A 17763-nucleotide genomic window follows, 5' to 3' on the forward strand; every position below is an offset into this window, starting at 1 on the left:
AAGGCGGCTTCTTTTTTTATCACATCATGAATTTTTGCAACAACTTAAGTATATCAATTTTCCATCCGCGGGTAAAGAATTAAATTTTAACAGAAAATATGGATGATTTTTTGAGAAACCTATGGTATTATAAAATATATATGTTATTTTCTCAATGAAACTGGGGAGGTCATGGCAATGGAAAGCTGTGCCTGTATTTATAATGCCGAAGGTTCGTTTGCGGCATCGGCCGAGATCCTTTCGCGCAGCTGCGCATGGTATCTGGCTTCGGCGGCTTCGGCGGCGGGGTTCACCCGCATTTTCACGGTGGGGGCGCTTTGCGAAGATTGGGAAGGGGCGGAAAGCCTGCCCATTCGCGAAGGGGCTTCTTATTTTTCTGCTTTGGCCGAAGAAAGCAGTGTTCTGGTGTTTTTTGAAGCGCTGCCCGCGCTGACGGCGGCCACGGTAAAGCTGCTGGCGGCTTCGGAATGCGCGCTGCTTTCGGATGATGCGCATGAGCCGCTGGCTTTGCATGCCCCCGGCAGCGTGGTGGCGAAGCTTTCGGGCAAACGCGAAACGCTGGTGGAAGAACTGACGGCGCTGGGGCCGATCTTCACCGAAGTTTCGCTGACGGAAGCAGACGGCGGCCCTGTGACCCAGGGCGCGCAGCTTTATGACTGCCAGGAGATCCTGCGCCGCCGCATCAACGCAAGGCTGATGCAGCGCGGGGCCATTCTTGTAGATCCTTCCACCGCCTATATTTCCCCCGAAGCTCGGGTGGAAAGCGGCGCGGTGATTTTGCCGGGCTGTATGCTCAACGGCAAGACTCATATCGAGGCCATGGCGAAGATCGGGCCCAACAGCGTCATCACCGACAGCGTTATCGGCTGCGGCGCCAGCGTCAACAATTCACAGGTGGTGGAAAGCACGGTGGGCGCCCAAACAACGGTGGGGCCTTATGCTTATCTGCGCCCCGGCTGCGATGTGGGCGAAAAGGCGCGCATCGGCACCTTTATCGAAATGAAAAAAGCTAAGGTGGGCAACGGCACCAAAATGGCCCATTTATCTTATCTGGGCGATATCGAACTGGGTCAGCGCTGCAATATCGGCGGCGGCGTGATCGTTGTGAATTATGACGGCAAGAAAAAACATAAAACCACGGTGGGCGACGATTGCTTCATCGGCTGCAATGTGAACCTGGTCTCTCCGGTGGAGATCCATAACGGCGCCTATGTGGCGGCGGGTTCCACCATCACCGATGAGGTTCCCGAAAACGCCCTTTCCATCGCCCGCGCGCGGCAGGTCAACAAGGCCGATTGGGCCAAGAAGCGCCGCGAAAAAGGTGTTTTATAAAAAGCGTTTTTCATAAATTTGATATTCTTAAATTTCAGGGGGATAAATACTATGATTCCGCACGGTCAAAACATTAAGATTTTCACCGGCAACAGCAACCCGAAACTGGCCAACGATATTGCCACCATGCTGGGCCTGCCCATGGGCGAATGCACCACAAAGCGTTTTTCCGATGGAGAGATCTCTGTTTCCATCAATGAATCGGTTCGTGGTTCCGATCTGTTCTTAGTGCAGTCTACCTGCGAACCCGTCAACGACAACCTGATGGAAATGCTCATCATGATCGATGCGTTCCGCCGCGCTTCCGCCGGCCGCATCACCGCCGTGATGCCCTATTTCGGCTATGCCCGCCAAGACCGCAAGGCCAAAGCCCGCGACCCCATCTCGGCCAAACTGGTGGCTGATCTGATCTCGGCCGCAGGCGCCGACCGGGTTTTAACCATGGATCTTCATGCTTCGCAGATCCAGGGCTTCTTCAACATCCCTGTGGATCATATGCTGGGTTCTTCCGTGCTGATCCCCTATTTTGCCAAACAGTTCGGCATCGGCAACCGCGATTGCGTTGTGGTGGCCCCCGATCTGGGCTCTGTGGGCCGCGCCCGCAAATTCACCGAAAAGCTGGATCTGCCCGTGGCGATCATCGACAAGCGCCGCCCGCAGGCCAATGTTTCCGAAGTAATGAACATCATCGGCGATGTGCGCGGCAAAAAAGTGCTGCTGGCCGATGATATGATCGATACCGCCGGCACCCTCTGCAACGCGGCAAAAGCGCTGGTGGAAATGGGCGGCGCTTCCGAAGTGTATGCCTGCGCCACCCACGGCGTGCTTTCCGGCCCCGCCATCGAGCGCATCCAGAACAGCGTGATCAAAGAAGTGGTTTTGCTCGACACGATTCCGCTGCCCGATCATAAAAAATGTGATAAGATCAAAGTGCTTTCCGTTGCCGAGATCTTTACCGAAGCCATCAAGCGCATTTATGACGATGCTTCCGTTTCTTCTTTGTTCAATTAATCGAAGAAACATTTGAGTTTCGCGGAAATTTTCGCGCGGCAGCGCCGCAGAAAAGCCCCGCGGGAACAGCGGTTTTCCGCTGAACAGAAACGATCTGAAAGCGGGCGCGCCGAACCTTACGGCCGCCCGTTTTTTCACCGATGCAAAGGCAAACAGGTTACCGGAAAGGGAGTTTTCACTATTTTCAGAAAGAAAAAAGAACCGGCGATCACCGCCGTGGAATATATCGTGGCGGGGCTGGGCAACCCGGGCCGCGATTATGAAATGACACGCCACAATGTGGGGTTTTGCGCGCTGGATGCTCTGGCGGAAAAGCTGGGGGCGGGGCGCATCGCTTCGGCGAAATGCAAAGCGCTTTATGCCCTTTGCAGCCATAACGGCAAAAACCTGCTGCTGATGAAACCGCAGACCTTTATGAACCTTTCGGGAGAAGCGGTGAGGGATATGGCCGAGGCATATCATGTGCCGCCGGAACATATTATCGTGGTATATGATGATATCCATTTGGCGGCGGGGCGGCTGAGAGTGCGCCGCCACGGCAGCGCCGGCGGCCATAACGGCATCAAAAACATCATCTATCAGCTCAATTCCGATCAGTTCCCGCGCATCAAGGTGGGGGTGGGCGGCCCCGGTGAAGAAGATCTGAAAGATTTTGTGCTTTCGGCCATGGATAGCAACACCTGGGAAGGCGTTAAGCGCGCCCCCGATGCGGTGATCGATCTCATCGACAACGGCGTTGACAGCGCGATGCAGAAATTCAACAGCGCGGGTTAAAAGGTTTGAAACACTCTGAGAAAGAGGCATTATGAAAGAACTGTTAGAGCAGCTTTTACCGCTGCAGGAATATGAAGCGCTGCTTTCGGGCTTTCGCCAGGGCAAACGGCTGATCTCGGTTTATGGCATGTCGCCCATCCATCGGGCGCATTTTGCCGCGGCGCTGCGGCAGGATCTGAAAAAACCGATTTTGATGGTTTGCCGCGATGAACAGCAGGCGGCGGCCCTCGCCGCCGATCTGCGCGAGCTTTGCGGCGCGGAACCGGCGCTGCTGGGCAGCCGTGAATTCGTGTTCCACCATATCGAAAACGCTTCAAGAGAATATGAACACCGCCGCATCCACGCGCTGGATGCCTTTCGTCATGCCCGCCTGCCTGTGATGGTGGCCACGCCCGAAGCCCTGATGATGGCGACTTTGCCCCCCGAAGCGCTGGAAAAGGCTTCGTTCACGCTGAAAGCCGAGGGCGATTATTCGCTGGAAGAATTGCGGCGCGTTTTGGTGAGCGCCGGCTATGCCCCCGCCCAGGCGGTGGAAGGCAGCGGCCAGTTTTCCGTGCGCGGCGGCATCCTGGATATTTTCCCCGCCGGGGCCCAGCTTCCCATCCGCGCCGAATTTTTCGGCGATACGGTGGATTCTTTGGGCAGGTTCGACCCCCAAAGCCAGCGGCGGCTGGAAAACATCAAAAGCGTAAGGATTCTGCCTGCCCGCGAAACGCTGCCTCAGCTGTGCCCCGGCGGCATCCCCGCGCTGATTGGGGCGATGGAAAAGATTGAAGGGCGCAAAAACTCTTCGCCCGAACTGAAAAAGAATCTGGCCCACGACAGGCGCCTTTTAGAAGAAGAGCTGGCCTTCCCCGCGGCAGACCGCTATCTGCCGCTGATCGCGGGCGGGCTGTTCACCGCGCTGGATTATCTGCCCGCCGATACGCTGGTTCTGGTGGCGGACAGCCCCGCCGTGAAAGAAGCGGCCACCGCGTTCGCTTTCCGCATGGGCGAAGATATCGCAAGCCTTTTGGAAATGGGCGCGCTGATTCCTTCCCATTGCACCTTCCATCTGAATTACGAAGAGTATAAAGCGAGAATATTAAAACATAATGTTGCGTCTTTTGATGCGTTTCTGACCTCCGGCGGCGGGCTGGAGCCCCAACAGCTGATTTCGCTGGCGGCCAAGCAGCTGCCCTCTTATGGGGGAAGCTTAGATACCGCGCTGAGCGATATCCGCCATTATTTAGAGCTGGGCTATCGCGTGGCGGTGCTGGCGGGCGGGCCGCAGCGGCTTCAGAACATGAAGCGCCTGCTCACCGAGCATGAGATCGCCACCGCCCCCGATTTCGACAGCGGCGCCGTATGCCTGATGGAAGGCACGCTTTCTTCGGGCTTTGAATATCCCGAGATCCGCCTGGCCGTGCTTTGCGACGGCGCCATCATGCAGCGGCGGCAGGAAACTTCGGCCGCAAAGAAAAAAGCCAATAACCGCGACCGCGTGAAATCCTTCAGCGATCTGGTGCCGGGCGATTATGTGGTGCATGAGCATCACGGCATCGGCCGTTTTGTGGCGGTGGAGCGCATTCAAAGCGACGGTGTCACCCGCGATTATTTAAAGATCGCGTTTTCGGGTTCCGATTATTTATATGTGCCCGCCACGGCGCTGGATCTGGTTTCAAAATATATCGGCGCGCCGGAAGACGCCAATATCCGCCTTTCAAAACTGGGCGGCACGGCTTGGGTGAAAACCAAAGCGCGGGCCAAAAAAGCCGCGAAAGATCTGGCCGAAGAGCTTATCAAATTATATGCCGCGCGCCATAACGCCCCCGGGTTTGCGTTTTTGCCCGATGACGACTGGCAGCGCAGCTTTGAAGAAGCCTTCCCTTATGAAGAGACCGCCGATCAGCTGACCTGCGCCGCGGAGATCAAAAAAGATATGCAGCAGCCACACCCGATGGATCGCCTGCTTTGCGGCGATGTGGGGTTCGGCAAAACCGAAGTGGCGTTTCGCGCCATCATGAAATGTGTGCTTTCGGGCAAACAGGCAGCGGTGCTGGTGCCCACCACGGTGCTGGCGCGGCAGCATTTTCTATCGGCGCTTTCGCGGTTTTCGGGCTATCCCATGAAAATCGACACGCTTTCACGCTTCCGCACCCCCAAGCAGCAGCAGGAAACGCTTCGCATGCTGTTTTCGGGCGAGATCGATCTGGTGATCGGCACCCATCGCATGCTGCAAAAGGATGTGCATTTCAAGCGCCTGGGGCTTTTGGTGGTGGATGAAGAACAGCGCTTCGGCGTTTCCCATAAAGAGCAGATCAAAAAGATGACCAACGAAGTGGATGTGCTCACCCTGACGGCCACGCCCATTCCGCGCACACTGAACATGGCGCTTTCGGGCATCCGCGATATGTCTGTTCTGGAAGAAGCGCCCCATGACCGCCAGCCTGTGCAGACCTATGTTCTGGAATATAACAAAGGCGTTGTGCTGGAAGCGCTGCGGCGCGAACTGGCTCGCGGCGGCCAGGCCTATTATCTGCATAACCGCATCGATTCCATCGAGAAAACGGCGGTGATGCTGCGGGAAGCTTTCCCCGAAGCGGCCATCGGCATCGCCCACGGCCGCATGAGCGAGCATGAGCTTTCTTCGGTGATGACCAAAATGTATAACGGCGAGATCGATATTCTGGTCTGCACCACCATTATCGAAACGGGCATCGATGTTTCAAACGCCAACACCCTTATCATCGAAGATGCCGATTACATGGGCCTTGCCCAGCTGCATCAGATCCGCGGGCGCATCGGGCGTTCCCACCGCCACGCGTTCGCCTATCTCACCTATCGCCACGGCAAGGTGCTTTCTGAAATTTCGCAGAAACGCCTGGCCGCCATCCGCGAATTCGCGGAATTCGGCTCGGGCTTTAAAATCGCCATGCGCGATCTTGAGATCCGCGGCGCGGGCAATGTGCTGGGCGCCGAACAAAGCGGCCATATGCTTTCGGTGGGCTATGATCTTTATTTGAAGCTGCTGGAAGAAGCCGTGGCCGAAGCCGGCGGCACACCCGCCAGACCCCGCACAGAATGTTCGGCCGATCTGCTGGTTTCGGCGTCGCTGCCCCAAAGCTATGTGCCCGATTCCGCCCAGCGCGTCGATCTTTACCGCCGCATCGCGCTCATCCGCAGCCGTGATGATTATGACGATATGGTGGATGAGCTGCTGGATCGTTACGGCGACCCGCCCAAACAGGTGATGGCGCTGCTGGATATCGCCCTGCTGCGCGCCCGCGCCGGCGATTGCGGCATCCACGATATCACCCAGCGCGAAGGCCGGTTGATGGTGGCGTTTTCGCCCAAGGATATCGCGGTGGCGGGGGTGCTGTGTTCGCATCCTTCGTTCAAGGGAAAAATGCTGCTCAGCGCCGACGCCGCGCCCTATCTTTCCCTGATGATGGGGCCGAAAGAAAACGGGCTGGCGCAGGCCAAGCGGCTGGTGGATGCCTTTTATGAATTATATCAGCAACAGAATGAACCCAAATAAAACGAATCCTGCGGGAGGGATCGCCATGAAAAACCAGAAAAAACTTTTGGCGGCGCTGCTTTGCGGCGTGATGCTGTTTTGCGGGGGCTGTTCGCCTTCGCCCACGGCCGTCACCGTGAACAAACGGTCGGTGGATGCTTCGGAAACGGCGTTCTACATTCAATATGCGCTGCAAAACCTGCAAAACACCAGCGGCGGGGAAGAGCCCGACAAGAAAAAACTGAACACCAAGGCCAAAGAATCGGCGCTGGACCAGATCGTTTCCAACGAGCTGGTGCTGGAAAAATGCAGGGAATATGACCTGACCCTCAGCAAAAAAACGCGCAAGCTGCTGGAAGACGAGAAGAAATATCTTATCAAATCGCTGGGCGGCAAGGCCGGTTATCTGAAATATCTCAAAGAACAGACCCTCACCGACCGCACTTATGACAAGTTCCAGGCCAATTCCAAATATGCCGACCTGCTTTATGAAAAACTGGTGGGCGACAGCGGAAAATATGCCGCCACCGATGAAGGGCTGCGCCAGTTTTTCGGCGAAAGCTTCGCAAGGGTGCAGTATATCCGCTTTTCGATGATCGATGACAGCGGCAAGACCATCTCGGAAGAAGAGGTGGATCAGGCCATGGAAAAGGCCAACCAGGTGCTGGCGATGGCGCAGGAAGAAGGGGCCGATTTCGCTGCCCTCATGGCCCAATATAACGACGACCCTTATATGTCGGCTTCGCCCGAAGGCCTTGTGATGAGCGCCGCGGATGCCGCCCAGAACCCCCAGTTCGAAGAGCTGTTCCAGCTGAAAGAAAACGCGGTGGGCGGCGTTTATGTGGGCACAGACGGTTATTATCTGGTCAAGCGCCTGCCGCTGGAACCGGGCTATTTCGATAAAAACCGCGATGCCGTGGCGGCGGCTTACCGCGACGCGAAATATAACGAATTGCTGGCCGGCTGGAAAGAAAAAGCCGCCATCAAAACAACTTCGGTCTTTCGCGATATGAACATCGAAAACCTGAAGGATTATGTAAAATAGCGGCGGCTTTGCAAAAAACGCAGAAAAACGATCAAACGGGCGCCCGTGCTTTTTTGCACAGGCGCCCGTTTCTGCTGTTGCAGGGCGTTTGATCCGTTCAAATCACAGTGTCTTGAGATCATGGCAATGCACATCCAGCTGGGGGTAGGGGATGTGGAAGCCGTTTTCCGTTAAGGCGATCTTGACCTTTTCATAAAGATCGCAGCGCAGAGAGATCATATCGGCGGCGTCGCACCAGACGCGAACCAGAATATCGACAGAAGATTCTTTCAGCGCCCAGACCTTCACAAAAGGTTCCGTGCCGCGCTCGGTGCGTTCATCGGCGGCCACGATCTGCAAAATGAGCGCACGGGCGGCCACGCTGTCATCCTGATAGCCGATGGAAAAGGTCAGCTCGGCTTGGCGGCGGCCCTCGGCGGAATAGTTGATGATGGTGGCTTTCGAAAGCGCGCCGTTGGGGATATAGATGCGCTTGTTATCCACTGTGTTCAAAATGGTGTGGTTCAGCCCGATGCGCGCCACGGTGCCCTGCACAGCGCCCACTTCCACATAATCGCCCAGCGAAAACGGTTTGGCCGTCAGCACAAGAATGCCGCCCGCCATGTTGGAAAGGCTGTCTTGCAGCGAAAGCGAGATGGCCAGACCGAAAACACCCAGCAGCGTGATGAGCGAGGTGGGCGAAATGCCCAGCTGAGACATGCAGATCGTCAGCAGCATATAATAGAGGATCAGCTTGGTCAGCGTGATGAGCAGATGGGTGATAGAGCCATCCAGCGAGGTTTTGTTTAGGGCCTTTTTCAAAACTTTGGTGACAAGCTTGATGGCGATGTAACCCAGCACCACCGTCAGGGCCGCGAGCAGCAGAGAACGAATGCTCATATGGGAAAGTTTGGTGAAAAAATCTTGAACCTGCGTCATAAAAGTTCCTCCTTTTGTTTCGAAGCTAACCACGGCAAAATTCGTCAAAATTGCTTGTTTTTTGCCGCATCTTCTACTAATATACACGAAGAAGGGGTATGGAATCAAGAAAATATAGACATTTAATAAAGCCTGCGTTATGATAAGAACAGCGGGGTTTGGAGGACAGAGTGTGAAACAAAAACAGCAGGGTAAAATCAGCCCACCCCAAAAGGGGCTTTATCGCATCGGGCTTGGCGCCATTCGGCCCGTGATGCGCTTTTGGTTCGGCCTTCACATCAAGAATCGGGCAACCGAAACGCTGGAAGGCCCGGCAGTGATCGTGGCGGGCCACGAAGGCCTTCTCGATTTTATGATCACGGCGCTGGCGTTTCCGCGGCGGCGCATCAACTTCGTGGGGGCGGAAATGTTTTTCCGCAAGCCGTGGCTGGGGCGTCTGCTCAACCGGCTGGGCGTCATCGCAAAGATCCAGTTTTATCCCGATGTGAACGCGGTGATGAACATGATGCGGGTGACGAAAAGCGGCGGAACGATAGCGATTTTTCCCGCCGGCCAGACTTCCCTTTGCGGGCTGCCCGCCAACATCGACCCCGGCATTGTGAAGCTGGTGAAGAAAATGGGCGTTCAGGTTTTCGCGGCGCGCATCCACGGTTCGTTCTTCACCCTCAGCCGCTATGCGGATGGCAAATGGTGCCGCGGCGGCTGCGAAGTGGAAACCGCCCGGGTTTTCACGGCGGAACAGCTGAAGCAGGCTTCGGAAGAAGAGATCTATGAGGCCATCTGCCGCAGCATCGATTATGACGAATATGCCTGGCAGGCGGATCGCCGCGTGAAATTCCACGGCCGCCATCGGGCGCAGGGTTATGAAAACGCCATTGTGTTCTGCCCCAAATGCGGCGGCGAGCTTTGTTACCGCGGCGAAGGCAACCGCATCGTTTGCGAAGCCTGCGGCAACGCGGCGACCATCGATGCCTATATGACGCTTCACCCGCAGGGCAGCCAAAGCAAATGCTTTCCCACTTTGAAAGAATGGTTCGGCTGGCAGATGCAGAAGCTGCAGGCCCAGTTCGCCCGGGAAGATTTTCAGATGCAGACCCCCATCCGGGTGGAGCTGCTCAACGAAAAAGGCGAATTATATCCCGCCGGAAGCGGCGTGATGAAGCTGGATCGCCAGAGCCTTTCTTATGAAGGCACGCTGGAACAGCAGCGGGAGTTTCGCTATGAGGTGAAAAACGCCGCCCAGGCGGGCCTGATGGCCGAAACCGGCCATTATTTCGAACTCTATCATCCCGATTTCGGTTCGATGCGCTTTTATCCCGATGACGGCCGTAAAGTGGTGAAATGGAAACTGGCGCAGGAATATTTTTATCAGCAAAACACCAAGAATAATAACAAAGCGTAATTTATATTTAAAATATAACATTATGAATTTATAAAAAGGAGAAATGAAGTATGAAACCGATCAAAATCAATGATCTGGCGACCTATCGTATGCTTTCCTCGATGGAATTTTCCCCCGATGGAAAATACGGTGTGCTGTGTGTTTCTCAGCCCAGCATTGAGAACAATGTGTATGACTCGAATTTGTGGGTGTTCAACCCGAAAAAAGGCGCTTTCAAACAGCTGACAAACGGAAACAGCGAAAGAAGCTTTGATTTCAACTCTCCGAAATCCGTTATTTTCCCCGCTGTGCGCAGCGAACAAGACCGCAAAAAGGTGCAGCAGGGCGAACTGCTGACCGTGTTTTATGAGATCGGCCTGGATGGCGGCGAAGCCAAAGAATTGTTCCGCGTGCCGCTGAGCGGCGCTTCGGCCAAAAAGATCGGCAAAGATCTTTATCTGATCTCGGCTTTATATGATAACGCGCGCCCCGATTTTGCTTCGCTGAAGGGCGACAAGCTGGCCGCCGCGAAAAAAGCCTATGAAGAAGAAAATGATTATCAGGTGGTGGATGAGCTGCCGTTCTGGTTCAACGGCCGCGGCTTTGTCAACAAAAAGCGCAACCGCCTGTATGTTTATAACCTGCGCAAAAACAAGCTGGAAGCCATCACAGAGCCTTTGTTTGAAACAACGGGCGTGAAGGTCTGCACAGTGGGCGGCAAGGTCTATTACACCGGCATGACCTTCCACGCGGCGCAAAGCCAGGCCTGCGGCCTTTATGGCTATGATGTGGCCACCGGCAAAACAGAAGAGATCATCCCCGATGACGGCAAATTACATATCGGCAGCTTTGCTTTGGCCAAAAACGCCATCGTGTTTTCGGGCAACCCCATGACCAGCTGCTACCCCGCGCCGGGCAACAACCTTTACAGCGTGGATCTGGCCAGCAAAAAAGTGACCGAGCTGATGATGGGCATCGAAGAAGAACTGGGCTGCACAACAGGCTGCGATGTGCGTTACGGCGGCGGCAACAGCCTGAAAGTGGTGGATGGCAAGATCTATGCCGTCACTTCTTATGATAACACCAGCACCCTTTCGCTGATGGATGTGGAGCACAAGCAGGTCAAGCACCTGACTTCCACAGAGCTGGGCGTTGATTTCTTCAATGTCACAGCGGATGGCAAGTTCTATACCGTGGGCCTTCTGGGCACAAACCTGCAGGAAGTTTATGAGCTTTCCGTGGAAACAGGCGCTTATAAGAAGCTTTCTTCCTTCAACGCGGCCTGCATGAAAGATAAATATGTGGCGGAACCCCAGCCCCTGTCGTTCACCAACAAAGACGGTGTGCGCATCGATGGCTTCGTGCTGCTGCCGATGGATTATGATGCCGGCAAAAAATACCCCGGCATTCTGGAAGTGCATGGCGGCCCCAGGACCAACTATTGTGCGGGCTTTATGCATGAGATGCAGGTGATGGCGGGCGAAGGCAGCTTCGTGTTCTTCTGCAACCCCCGCGGTTCTTCTGCGCGCGGCGAGAAATTCGCCGATATCCGCGGCAAATACGGCACCATCGATTATGAAGACCTCATGGCTTTCACCGATGAAGTGCTGAAAAAATATCCCGCCATCGATGAAAAACGCCTTGGCGTCACCGGCGGTTCCTACGGCGGCTTTATGACGAACTGGATCATCGGCCACACCAACCGTTTCGCGGCGGCGGCTTCCCAGCGCTCGATCTCCAACTGGGTCTCTTTCTATGGCGTCTGCGATATCGGCCCCTGGTTCGGCGAACGCGAAATGGGCGGCGCAACACCTTGGAACAACCTGGAGGTCCTGTGGAATTCTTCCCCGCTGAAGTATGCCATGAATGCCACCACCCCCACCCTGTTCATCCATTCGATGGAAGATTACCGCTGCTGGCTGCCGGAAGGCATCCAGATGTACAGCGCGCTGCAGCTGAAGGGCGTTGAAACAAGAATGTGCATGTTCAAAGGCGAAAACCACGAACTTTCCCGTTCGGGCAAGCCTAAGCACCGTGTGCGCAGACTGACAGAGATCAACGATTGGCTGTTCCGCTTTATCAAAGGTTAATCCATAAAAATCCGGCGGCGCGAGAAATTTTCTCGCGCCGCCTTTTTGCCGCCCCTTGCGAAAAGCCCGCCGCGGGGGAAAGGGGCGGGGCCATAAAACAGAAATTTCCTTTCAATCGCTTACTTTATATGGTATACTGACTGCATCGCGGTCAGTATCGCTGTTGCAGCGCCGCCTGCGGCGCCGGCCAAAAACAAACCCGATAAAATCGAAGTTGCGGAGGAAATTATGGTCAAGACGATTACAATTATCAGCCTTTCCAGCGGCATATTGGGAGAGACATTTATAAAACATGAATTGGATATTGGCTTGGAACGGTTAAAACAATATGGTGTGCGAGTGAAATTTGCGCCTCACGCTTTGTGCGGGATGGAAACATTGAAGGCACATCCCGAACTTCGGGCGCAAGACCTTCTTGATGCATTTCGCGATAAAGAAACAGATATGATCCTGTGCGCCATCGGAGGCGATGACACTTATCGCCTGCTTCCCTATCTTTTTGAAAAGGATGAATTGAAAAAAGCTGCTTCAAATAAGATTTTTCTCGGCTTTTCAGATACGACAATGAACCATCTGATGCTGCACAAGGTCGGAATCAAGTCATTCTACGGCCAAGCGTTTTTACCGGATATCTGTGAACTTGATTCGCAAATGTTACCGTATACGGCGCATTTTTTTGAAGAACTGCTGCGGACCGGAACGATTCGTGAAATCCATCCAAGCGAAGTCTGGTATCAGAGCCGTTCCGACTTCGGCATAGAATCGGTTGGAAGCCAAATGCCGAGTTTCAAGAATCAGGGCTTTGAGCTTTTACAAGGAAGCGGAACTTTCAGCGGCGAGATCCTTGGCGGATGTATCGATTCCATCTATGATATTTTTAATTCCGACCGTTATGCAGATTCGCCGGATGTATGCCGCAAATACGGGCTTTTCCCTTCGCCGGAAGATTGGAAAGGCAAGATCCTGCTGCTTGAATCCAGCGAGGAACAGCCTACGCCGGAGAAATATCGCAGGATGCTTGAAGCATTAAAGCAGACGGGGGTCTTCGGGGTTTTGGCCGGTGTGCTTATCGGCAAGCCGATCAATGAGAAATATTTTGCGGAATATAAAAAGCTGCTCATACAGGTCATCGATGATCCCGCGCTGCCGATCGTCTGCAATATCAATGTCGGTCACGCCACGCCCCGGTGCATCATTCCTTTTGGCGTTCAAGCGGCGGTAGATGTTGAGCGGCAAGTCATTTCATTTTCTTAACGCCCGCCGCCGATTGATTGACCGGCCGTTTTGAAAAGCAATGGCGGCAGCGCCTGCGCCCGCGCGGTTTCAAACATCGCTGCGCAGAAACGCCCCGTATGCCCACAAAAACGCGGGCATACGGGGCGTCGCTTTAGAAACACCGGCCCAAAAGGCAGGCGCTGAATTTTCCGGCAAAACCGAAAAGATTTTGCGGTTTGGGCCGCGCGTTTTCTTTGGCGCAGCCGGCAAAACGCTTATTTCGAAGCGGGATGATCCAGCGCATACAGGCGGTTCATGGCCGCCACATAGGCTTTGATGCTGGCTTCGATGATATCGCCGCTCACGCCGGTGGCGGTGATCTGGCGGCCCTGCTCGCTGCAAACGGTCACGGTCACTTCGCCCTGGGCATCGTTGCCGCCCGCCAGCGCGCGGATGGTGTAATTTATCAGCGTCGCGCCGGATTGCACCACATTTTCCACCGCGTGGAAAGCAGCATCGATGGGGCCGGAACCGAACGCAACGGTTTCCAGCGCGTCGCCGTTGAGGCTGATGCAGACATTGGCGGTGGCTGAAATGGCGGAACCCGCGTTGACCACAAAGCTGAGCAGCCGATAGGGCGCGGATGAATTTTGGTGGGCCGCGGCTTCGCGGCGGGCATCCTCACGGGAAGAATTCATAACTAACTCCTTTTCTCGGCGGCGCAGGCGGGCCGAGGGTAAAATCATAAAAAAGCAGGCAGCGATCACGCTGCCTGCTGCTGTTTTTGAAAAGAGAAGGGGCAGCCACCGCGGTTTTGCCGCGATATGCAGGCTCTCTTGCGAATTATTCGGCGGAAATGATATAGGAATAAACCGGCTGGCCGCCGCTGATAACGGTGATCTCGGCGTCTTTGGCCACATCGGCAAAGGTTTCTTTCACCATTTCGGCCTGCTGTTCATCGGCGCCTTCGCCATAGAAGATGGTGATGAAGCCGGTGGATTTATTGCAAAGGTCTTTGGCCATTTTCTTGGCCACCGCTTCAAAATGCGGGCTGTTGCTGTGAAGCTTGCCTTCGATCAGCGACATGAAATCGCCCTGCTTGATCTCTTTGCCGTCAAAATCGCTGTTGCGGGCGGCATAAGTGATCTGGCCGGTATGCACCAGCGCGGCGGCATCCATCATGGCGGTTTTGTTTTCTTCGGCGTCGGCGTCGGGGTTGAAAGCCAGCATGGCCGAAATGCCCTGGGTCACCATTTTTGTGGGAAGCACCACCACCAGCTTTTCAGAAAGTTCGCTGGCCTGTTCGGCCGCCATGATGATGTTTTTATTGTTGGGCAAAACGAAAACGATCTCTGCCGGGGTGCGGTCGATGGCTTCGAGAATATCTTCTGTGGAAGGGTTCATGGTCTGGCCGCCTTCCACCAGCTGGTCAACGCCCAAATCGCGGAACACGGCGGCAATGCCTTCGCCCGCGGCCACGGCCACAAAGCCATATTTGCGCTCGGGCGCTGCGACCTGCTTTTTCAGGCCGGGTTTTTCGGCGTTTTTGGCGTGGAGCTGCTGCACCATGTTTTCAACCTTAACGGTGAGAAGCTGACCGAATTTCAGCCCTTCCGCCAGCGCTTTGTCGGGGGTGTCGGTATGCACATGGACCTTGACGATCTCGTCGTCTTCCACCGCCACCACACAATCGCCGATGGTTTCTAAGAAAGCGCGGAATTTTTCAACGCTTTTTTTCTGGTCTTCGCGGGCCGCGATAAATTCTGTGCAATAAGAGAAATTGATCTCGCCTTCATCAAACTGCGAAAAATCAGCCGCCGCCACTTCGGCCTTGGGCTGTTTTTGGGGCAGAATGCTGAATTTGCGCTTGGGTTTGGAACCCGTCAGCGCGGCGTGCATATTTTCAAGAATGATCACCCAGCCATAGCCGCCGGCGTCTACCACGCCCGCTTTTTTCAAAACCGGGTTCTGATCCACCGTTTTGGCCAGCGCGTCTTTCGCGGCCGCCAAAGCCGCCGCCAGAACCTGGTCGATTTCGCTGTTGGTGGAAGCTTCTTTCACCGCGCGTTCGGCGGCGATGCGGGAAACGGTGAGGATCGTGCCTTCGGCGGGCTTCATCACGGCCTTATAGGCGGTGGAAACACCATCGGCCAGCGCTTCCGCAAAATCGCGGGCGTTGGCTTCCGTCTGCTCTTTGAGGCGCTTGCCAAAGCCGCGGAACAGCAGCGAGGTGATAACGCCGGAATTGCCGCGCGCACCGCGCAGCAAAGAGGAGGAAGTCAGTTCCACCGCTTTGCCCAGCGTGGGTTTTTCAAATTTTTCAAGCTCGGCCGCCGCAGCGCCCAGCGTTAATGCCATGTTTGTGCCGGTGTCGCCATCGGGCACAGGGAATACATTCAGTTCGTTGATTTCCTGCTTTCGTTCTTCGATGGCGTTTGCCGCCTCGATCATCATATTTTTGAAAGCTTCGCCGTCTATGATTTTAGCCAACTTCGTCTGCCTCCTGTTAATCAAGCCTGATGGAGTCTACGCAAACATCTAAGCTTGCAACGGATACTCCTGTCAGTCTTTCCACATTATAGCGCACTTCGCTGATAATCGAGTTGCAAACCGCGCCGATATTGATGCCGTGGTTGACGGCGATATGAAGCTCAAGATCTATCTTGTCATCGTGTTCAACAATCTTGACACCTTTTGTCATCGCTTCGCGCTTGAGCAAATAAACGATGCCGTCTTTCATGGAAGTGTGGGTCATCCCTTTTACGCCGAAACAATTGGTGGCGGCTGTGCCGGCGATCGCGGCGATCACATCGGCAGCCAGGGTGACGGTTCCGTATTCTGTTATAAATTTCACAATAAAAGCCCCCTGTTCAGACTAACGAAATTATTGTGCATACGACATTGTATCATAAACAATGGTAGAATGCACGAAAAATTTAAAACCTTTTGAGAATCAAAGTAAGATCAATTTGCCCAATCTTCCAGATTATAATAAGGGTTGCCCGCGGCGGCGGTCACCTTGTTCATCACGCCCTGGCCTGTGACCACGCAGCCGCGCCCGAAGCAAAGCGGGATCAGCGGCATATCTTCGCTGAAAACGCGGTAAAGCTCTGTGCGCCGCAGGGCGATCTGGTTGGGCTGAGCGGAAGCGAGGGCGTTCTGCATGGTGAGAACGGCGGTGCTTGTGCGCCCGCCGTTGCGGATCTCGCCGCCTTCCGCAACGAGAGAAGTCAGGTCAAAACGACCGTTCATCAGCGTTTCGCCGTAATAGAGGTCATAGGAACCGCTGCGCACGGCGGCGGCATAATCGCCCGAAACGGGGATCACCTTCAGCGAGATGCCCGAAGTGAGGAACGATTGTGAAAGCACGGTGGCGGCCTGCTGTTTCATGGCGCTGTCGGCGGGAACAGCCAGCGAAAGCACCACATTTTTGCCCGAAGGCGCGTTGACGATGCCGTCGCCGTCGGTATCGGTATAACCCGCTTCCGTCAAAAGCGAAACGGCGCCCTTTTGTTCCAGACCAAACGAACCCAGAACGGGCTGGATGGGCAGCGTGGCGAAATCGGCATAGCCGGAAAACGCTTTCTGCACCATCTGGTTGCGGTCGGCCCCGGCGCTGAGCGCTTTGCGCAGCGCGGCGTCTTTTAAAAGCTCGCTGGTTTCGCGGATGGCCAGATAGTGAAAATCGGCGGTGGAAAAGGTGGCCACATCCAAAGTGCCGCGGATCGGGGCGGAGGTGGCGAAGGGCTTTTCAAAGCAGATGGCATCCATTGTGCCGGAACCCACCAGATAGGCAAGCTCGCTGTCGCCGTAAAGCGCGGCCAGCGAAATGCTGCGGATCTTGCTTTTGCCGCCCTGCCACCGGTCGTTTGCGGCCAGCCGAAGCGTGCCGTCGCCGGCTTCGATGAGAAAGCGGCCTGTGCCGGCGGGGGTTTTGGCGTTTAACTCGCCCCGGGGCAAAACCGGCATGGTGAGGATCGAGGGCAAAAGGCAATCCGGCTGACGCAGGGTGATCTGCAAAGCATAAGAGCCCTTGGCCGAAACCGAAGCGATGTTGCGGCAGCGCTCGGCATACAGCTGGTTTTGGCGCGCCGTTTCGATGGAAGCGGCCACATCGCGCGCGGTCATTTCATCGCCGTTATGAAATAAGATGCCCTTTTTCAGCTGAAAATTCCATACCGTGTCGTTATTTTCATAAGATTCGCAAAGGGTGGGCGCGGCTTCGAAGGAAGGGGAAAGGGTGAAAAGGCCTTCGAAGATCAGCGGCATGAGATAAAGGTTGTTTTCGGTGGTGACCTGATAAGGGTTCATGGAATCGGTGGGGGTATAGGCAAGCGTGATCTCTTTTTTTTCGCCGCGGGTTTTGGCGGGCGTTTCTTCCGCGGGGGTGACGGGAATATCCAGAGGCAGATCCAGAGAAGGATCGATGGTCTGGTGACAGCCGCCGGCCAGCAGAAGCAGCGCGCCGAACAAAGCGAAAAGGCGTTGGCGTTTCATA

13 protein-coding genes are annotated in these 17763 nt (G+C 55.1%); 8 read left to right on the forward strand and 5 right to left on the reverse strand.

Annotation, left to right across the window (positions count from 1 at the left end; translation table 11 throughout):
* Nucleotides 1–177: 177 nt before the first annotated feature.
* From ACJA3I_RS03280 to ACJA3I_RS03300, 5 genes are read left to right on the forward strand one after another with little or no spacing between them, the layout of a single operon-like run.
* Nucleotides 178–1332 carry a hypothetical protein gene (locus tag ACJA3I_RS03280; RefSeq protein ID WP_458863346.1) on the forward strand — a complete coding sequence of 385 codons (1155 nt, stop codon included), beginning with the start codon at nt 178–180 and terminating at the stop codon, nt 1330–1332.
* 51 nt (nt 1333–1383) lie between these two features.
* Nucleotides 1384–2343 (forward strand): ribose-phosphate pyrophosphokinase, encoded by a 960-nt coding sequence (locus ACJA3I_RS03285; RefSeq protein ID WP_458863347.1) that lies wholly within the window; start codon nt 1384–1386, stop codon nt 2341–2343.
* Nucleotides 2344–2355: 12 nt separating this feature from the next.
* Nucleotides 2356–3117: an aminoacyl-tRNA hydrolase gene (gene pth, locus ACJA3I_RS03290; protein WP_458863348.1), complete on the forward strand. Its 762-nt coding sequence runs from the start codon at nt 2356–2358 to the stop codon at nt 3115–3117.
* 31 nt (nt 3118–3148) lie between these two features.
* Entirely contained in the window at nt 3149–6637 is a 3489-nt protein-coding gene (gene mfd / locus ACJA3I_RS03295) for a transcription-repair coupling factor (RefSeq protein WP_458863349.1), read from the forward strand.
* A gap of 25 nt (nt 6638–6662) precedes the next feature.
* A complete protein-coding gene (locus ACJA3I_RS03300; RefSeq protein ID WP_458863350.1) occupies nt 6663–7661 on the forward strand; it encodes a peptidylprolyl isomerase in 999 nt (332 codons plus the stop codon).
* A gap of 102 nt (nt 7662–7763) precedes the next feature.
* On the opposite strand, the gene ACJA3I_RS03305 is transcribed toward ACJA3I_RS03300, so the two are convergent.
* Nucleotides 7764–8579, reverse strand: a complete 816-nt coding sequence (locus ACJA3I_RS03305; protein ID WP_458863351.1) for a mechanosensitive ion channel family protein — start codon at nt 8577–8579, stop codon at nt 7764–7766.
* A 172-nt stretch (nt 8580–8751) separates the two neighbouring features.
* On the opposite strand from ACJA3I_RS03305, the gene ACJA3I_RS03310 reads away from it, so the two are divergent.
* The 3 genes from ACJA3I_RS03310 to ACJA3I_RS03320 all read left to right on the forward strand — a co-directional run bounded on the left by ACJA3I_RS03310 (nt 8752) and on the right by ACJA3I_RS03320 (nt 13304).
* Nucleotides 8752–9981 (forward strand): 1-acyl-sn-glycerol-3-phosphate acyltransferase, encoded by a 1230-nt coding sequence (locus ACJA3I_RS03310; RefSeq protein WP_458863352.1) that lies wholly within the window; start codon nt 8752–8754, stop codon nt 9979–9981.
* A gap of 50 nt (nt 9982–10031) precedes the next feature.
* On the forward strand, nt 10032–12050 hold the full coding sequence (locus tag ACJA3I_RS03315; RefSeq protein WP_458863353.1) for a S9 family peptidase: 2019 nt from the start codon (nt 10032–10034) through the stop codon (nt 12048–12050).
* Between the two features lie 228 nt (nt 12051–12278).
* Nucleotides 12279–13304, forward strand: a complete 1026-nt coding sequence (locus tag ACJA3I_RS03320; protein WP_458863354.1) for a S66 family peptidase — start codon at nt 12279–12281, stop codon at nt 13302–13304.
* Nucleotides 13305–13540: 236 nt separating this feature from the next.
* Here ACJA3I_RS03320 and ACJA3I_RS03325 read toward each other — a convergent pair whose 3' ends face one another.
* The 4 genes from ACJA3I_RS03325 to ACJA3I_RS03340 form a co-directional block, all read right to left on the reverse strand.
* Nucleotides 13541–13963, reverse strand: a complete 423-nt coding sequence (locus ACJA3I_RS03325; RefSeq protein ID WP_458863355.1) for an alpha-isopropylmalate synthase regulatory domain-containing protein — start codon at nt 13961–13963, stop codon at nt 13541–13543.
* Nucleotides 13964–14108: 145 nt separating this feature from the next.
* Nucleotides 14109–15755, reverse strand: coding sequence for a DAK2 domain-containing protein (locus tag ACJA3I_RS03330; RefSeq protein ID WP_458863356.1), 1647 nt, complete (start codon nt 15753–15755; stop codon nt 14109–14111).
* Between the two features lie 16 nt (nt 15756–15771).
* Nucleotides 15772–16119: an Asp23/Gls24 family envelope stress response protein gene (locus tag ACJA3I_RS03335; protein ID WP_458863357.1), complete on the reverse strand. Its 348-nt coding sequence runs from the start codon at nt 16117–16119 to the stop codon at nt 15772–15774.
* 110 nt (nt 16120–16229) lie between these two features.
* A complete protein-coding gene (locus tag ACJA3I_RS03340) occupies nt 16230–17762 on the reverse strand; it encodes an ABC transporter substrate-binding protein (RefSeq protein WP_458863358.1) in 1533 nt (510 codons plus the stop codon).
* Between the last annotated feature and the right edge of the window lies 1 nt (nt 17763).

The sequence above is a fragment of the Acidaminobacterium chupaoyuni genome, assembly GCF_047936785.1.
GTDB classification, from domain to species: domain Bacteria; phylum Bacillota; class Clostridia; order Oscillospirales; family Butyricicoccaceae; genus Acidaminobacterium; species Acidaminobacterium chupaoyuni.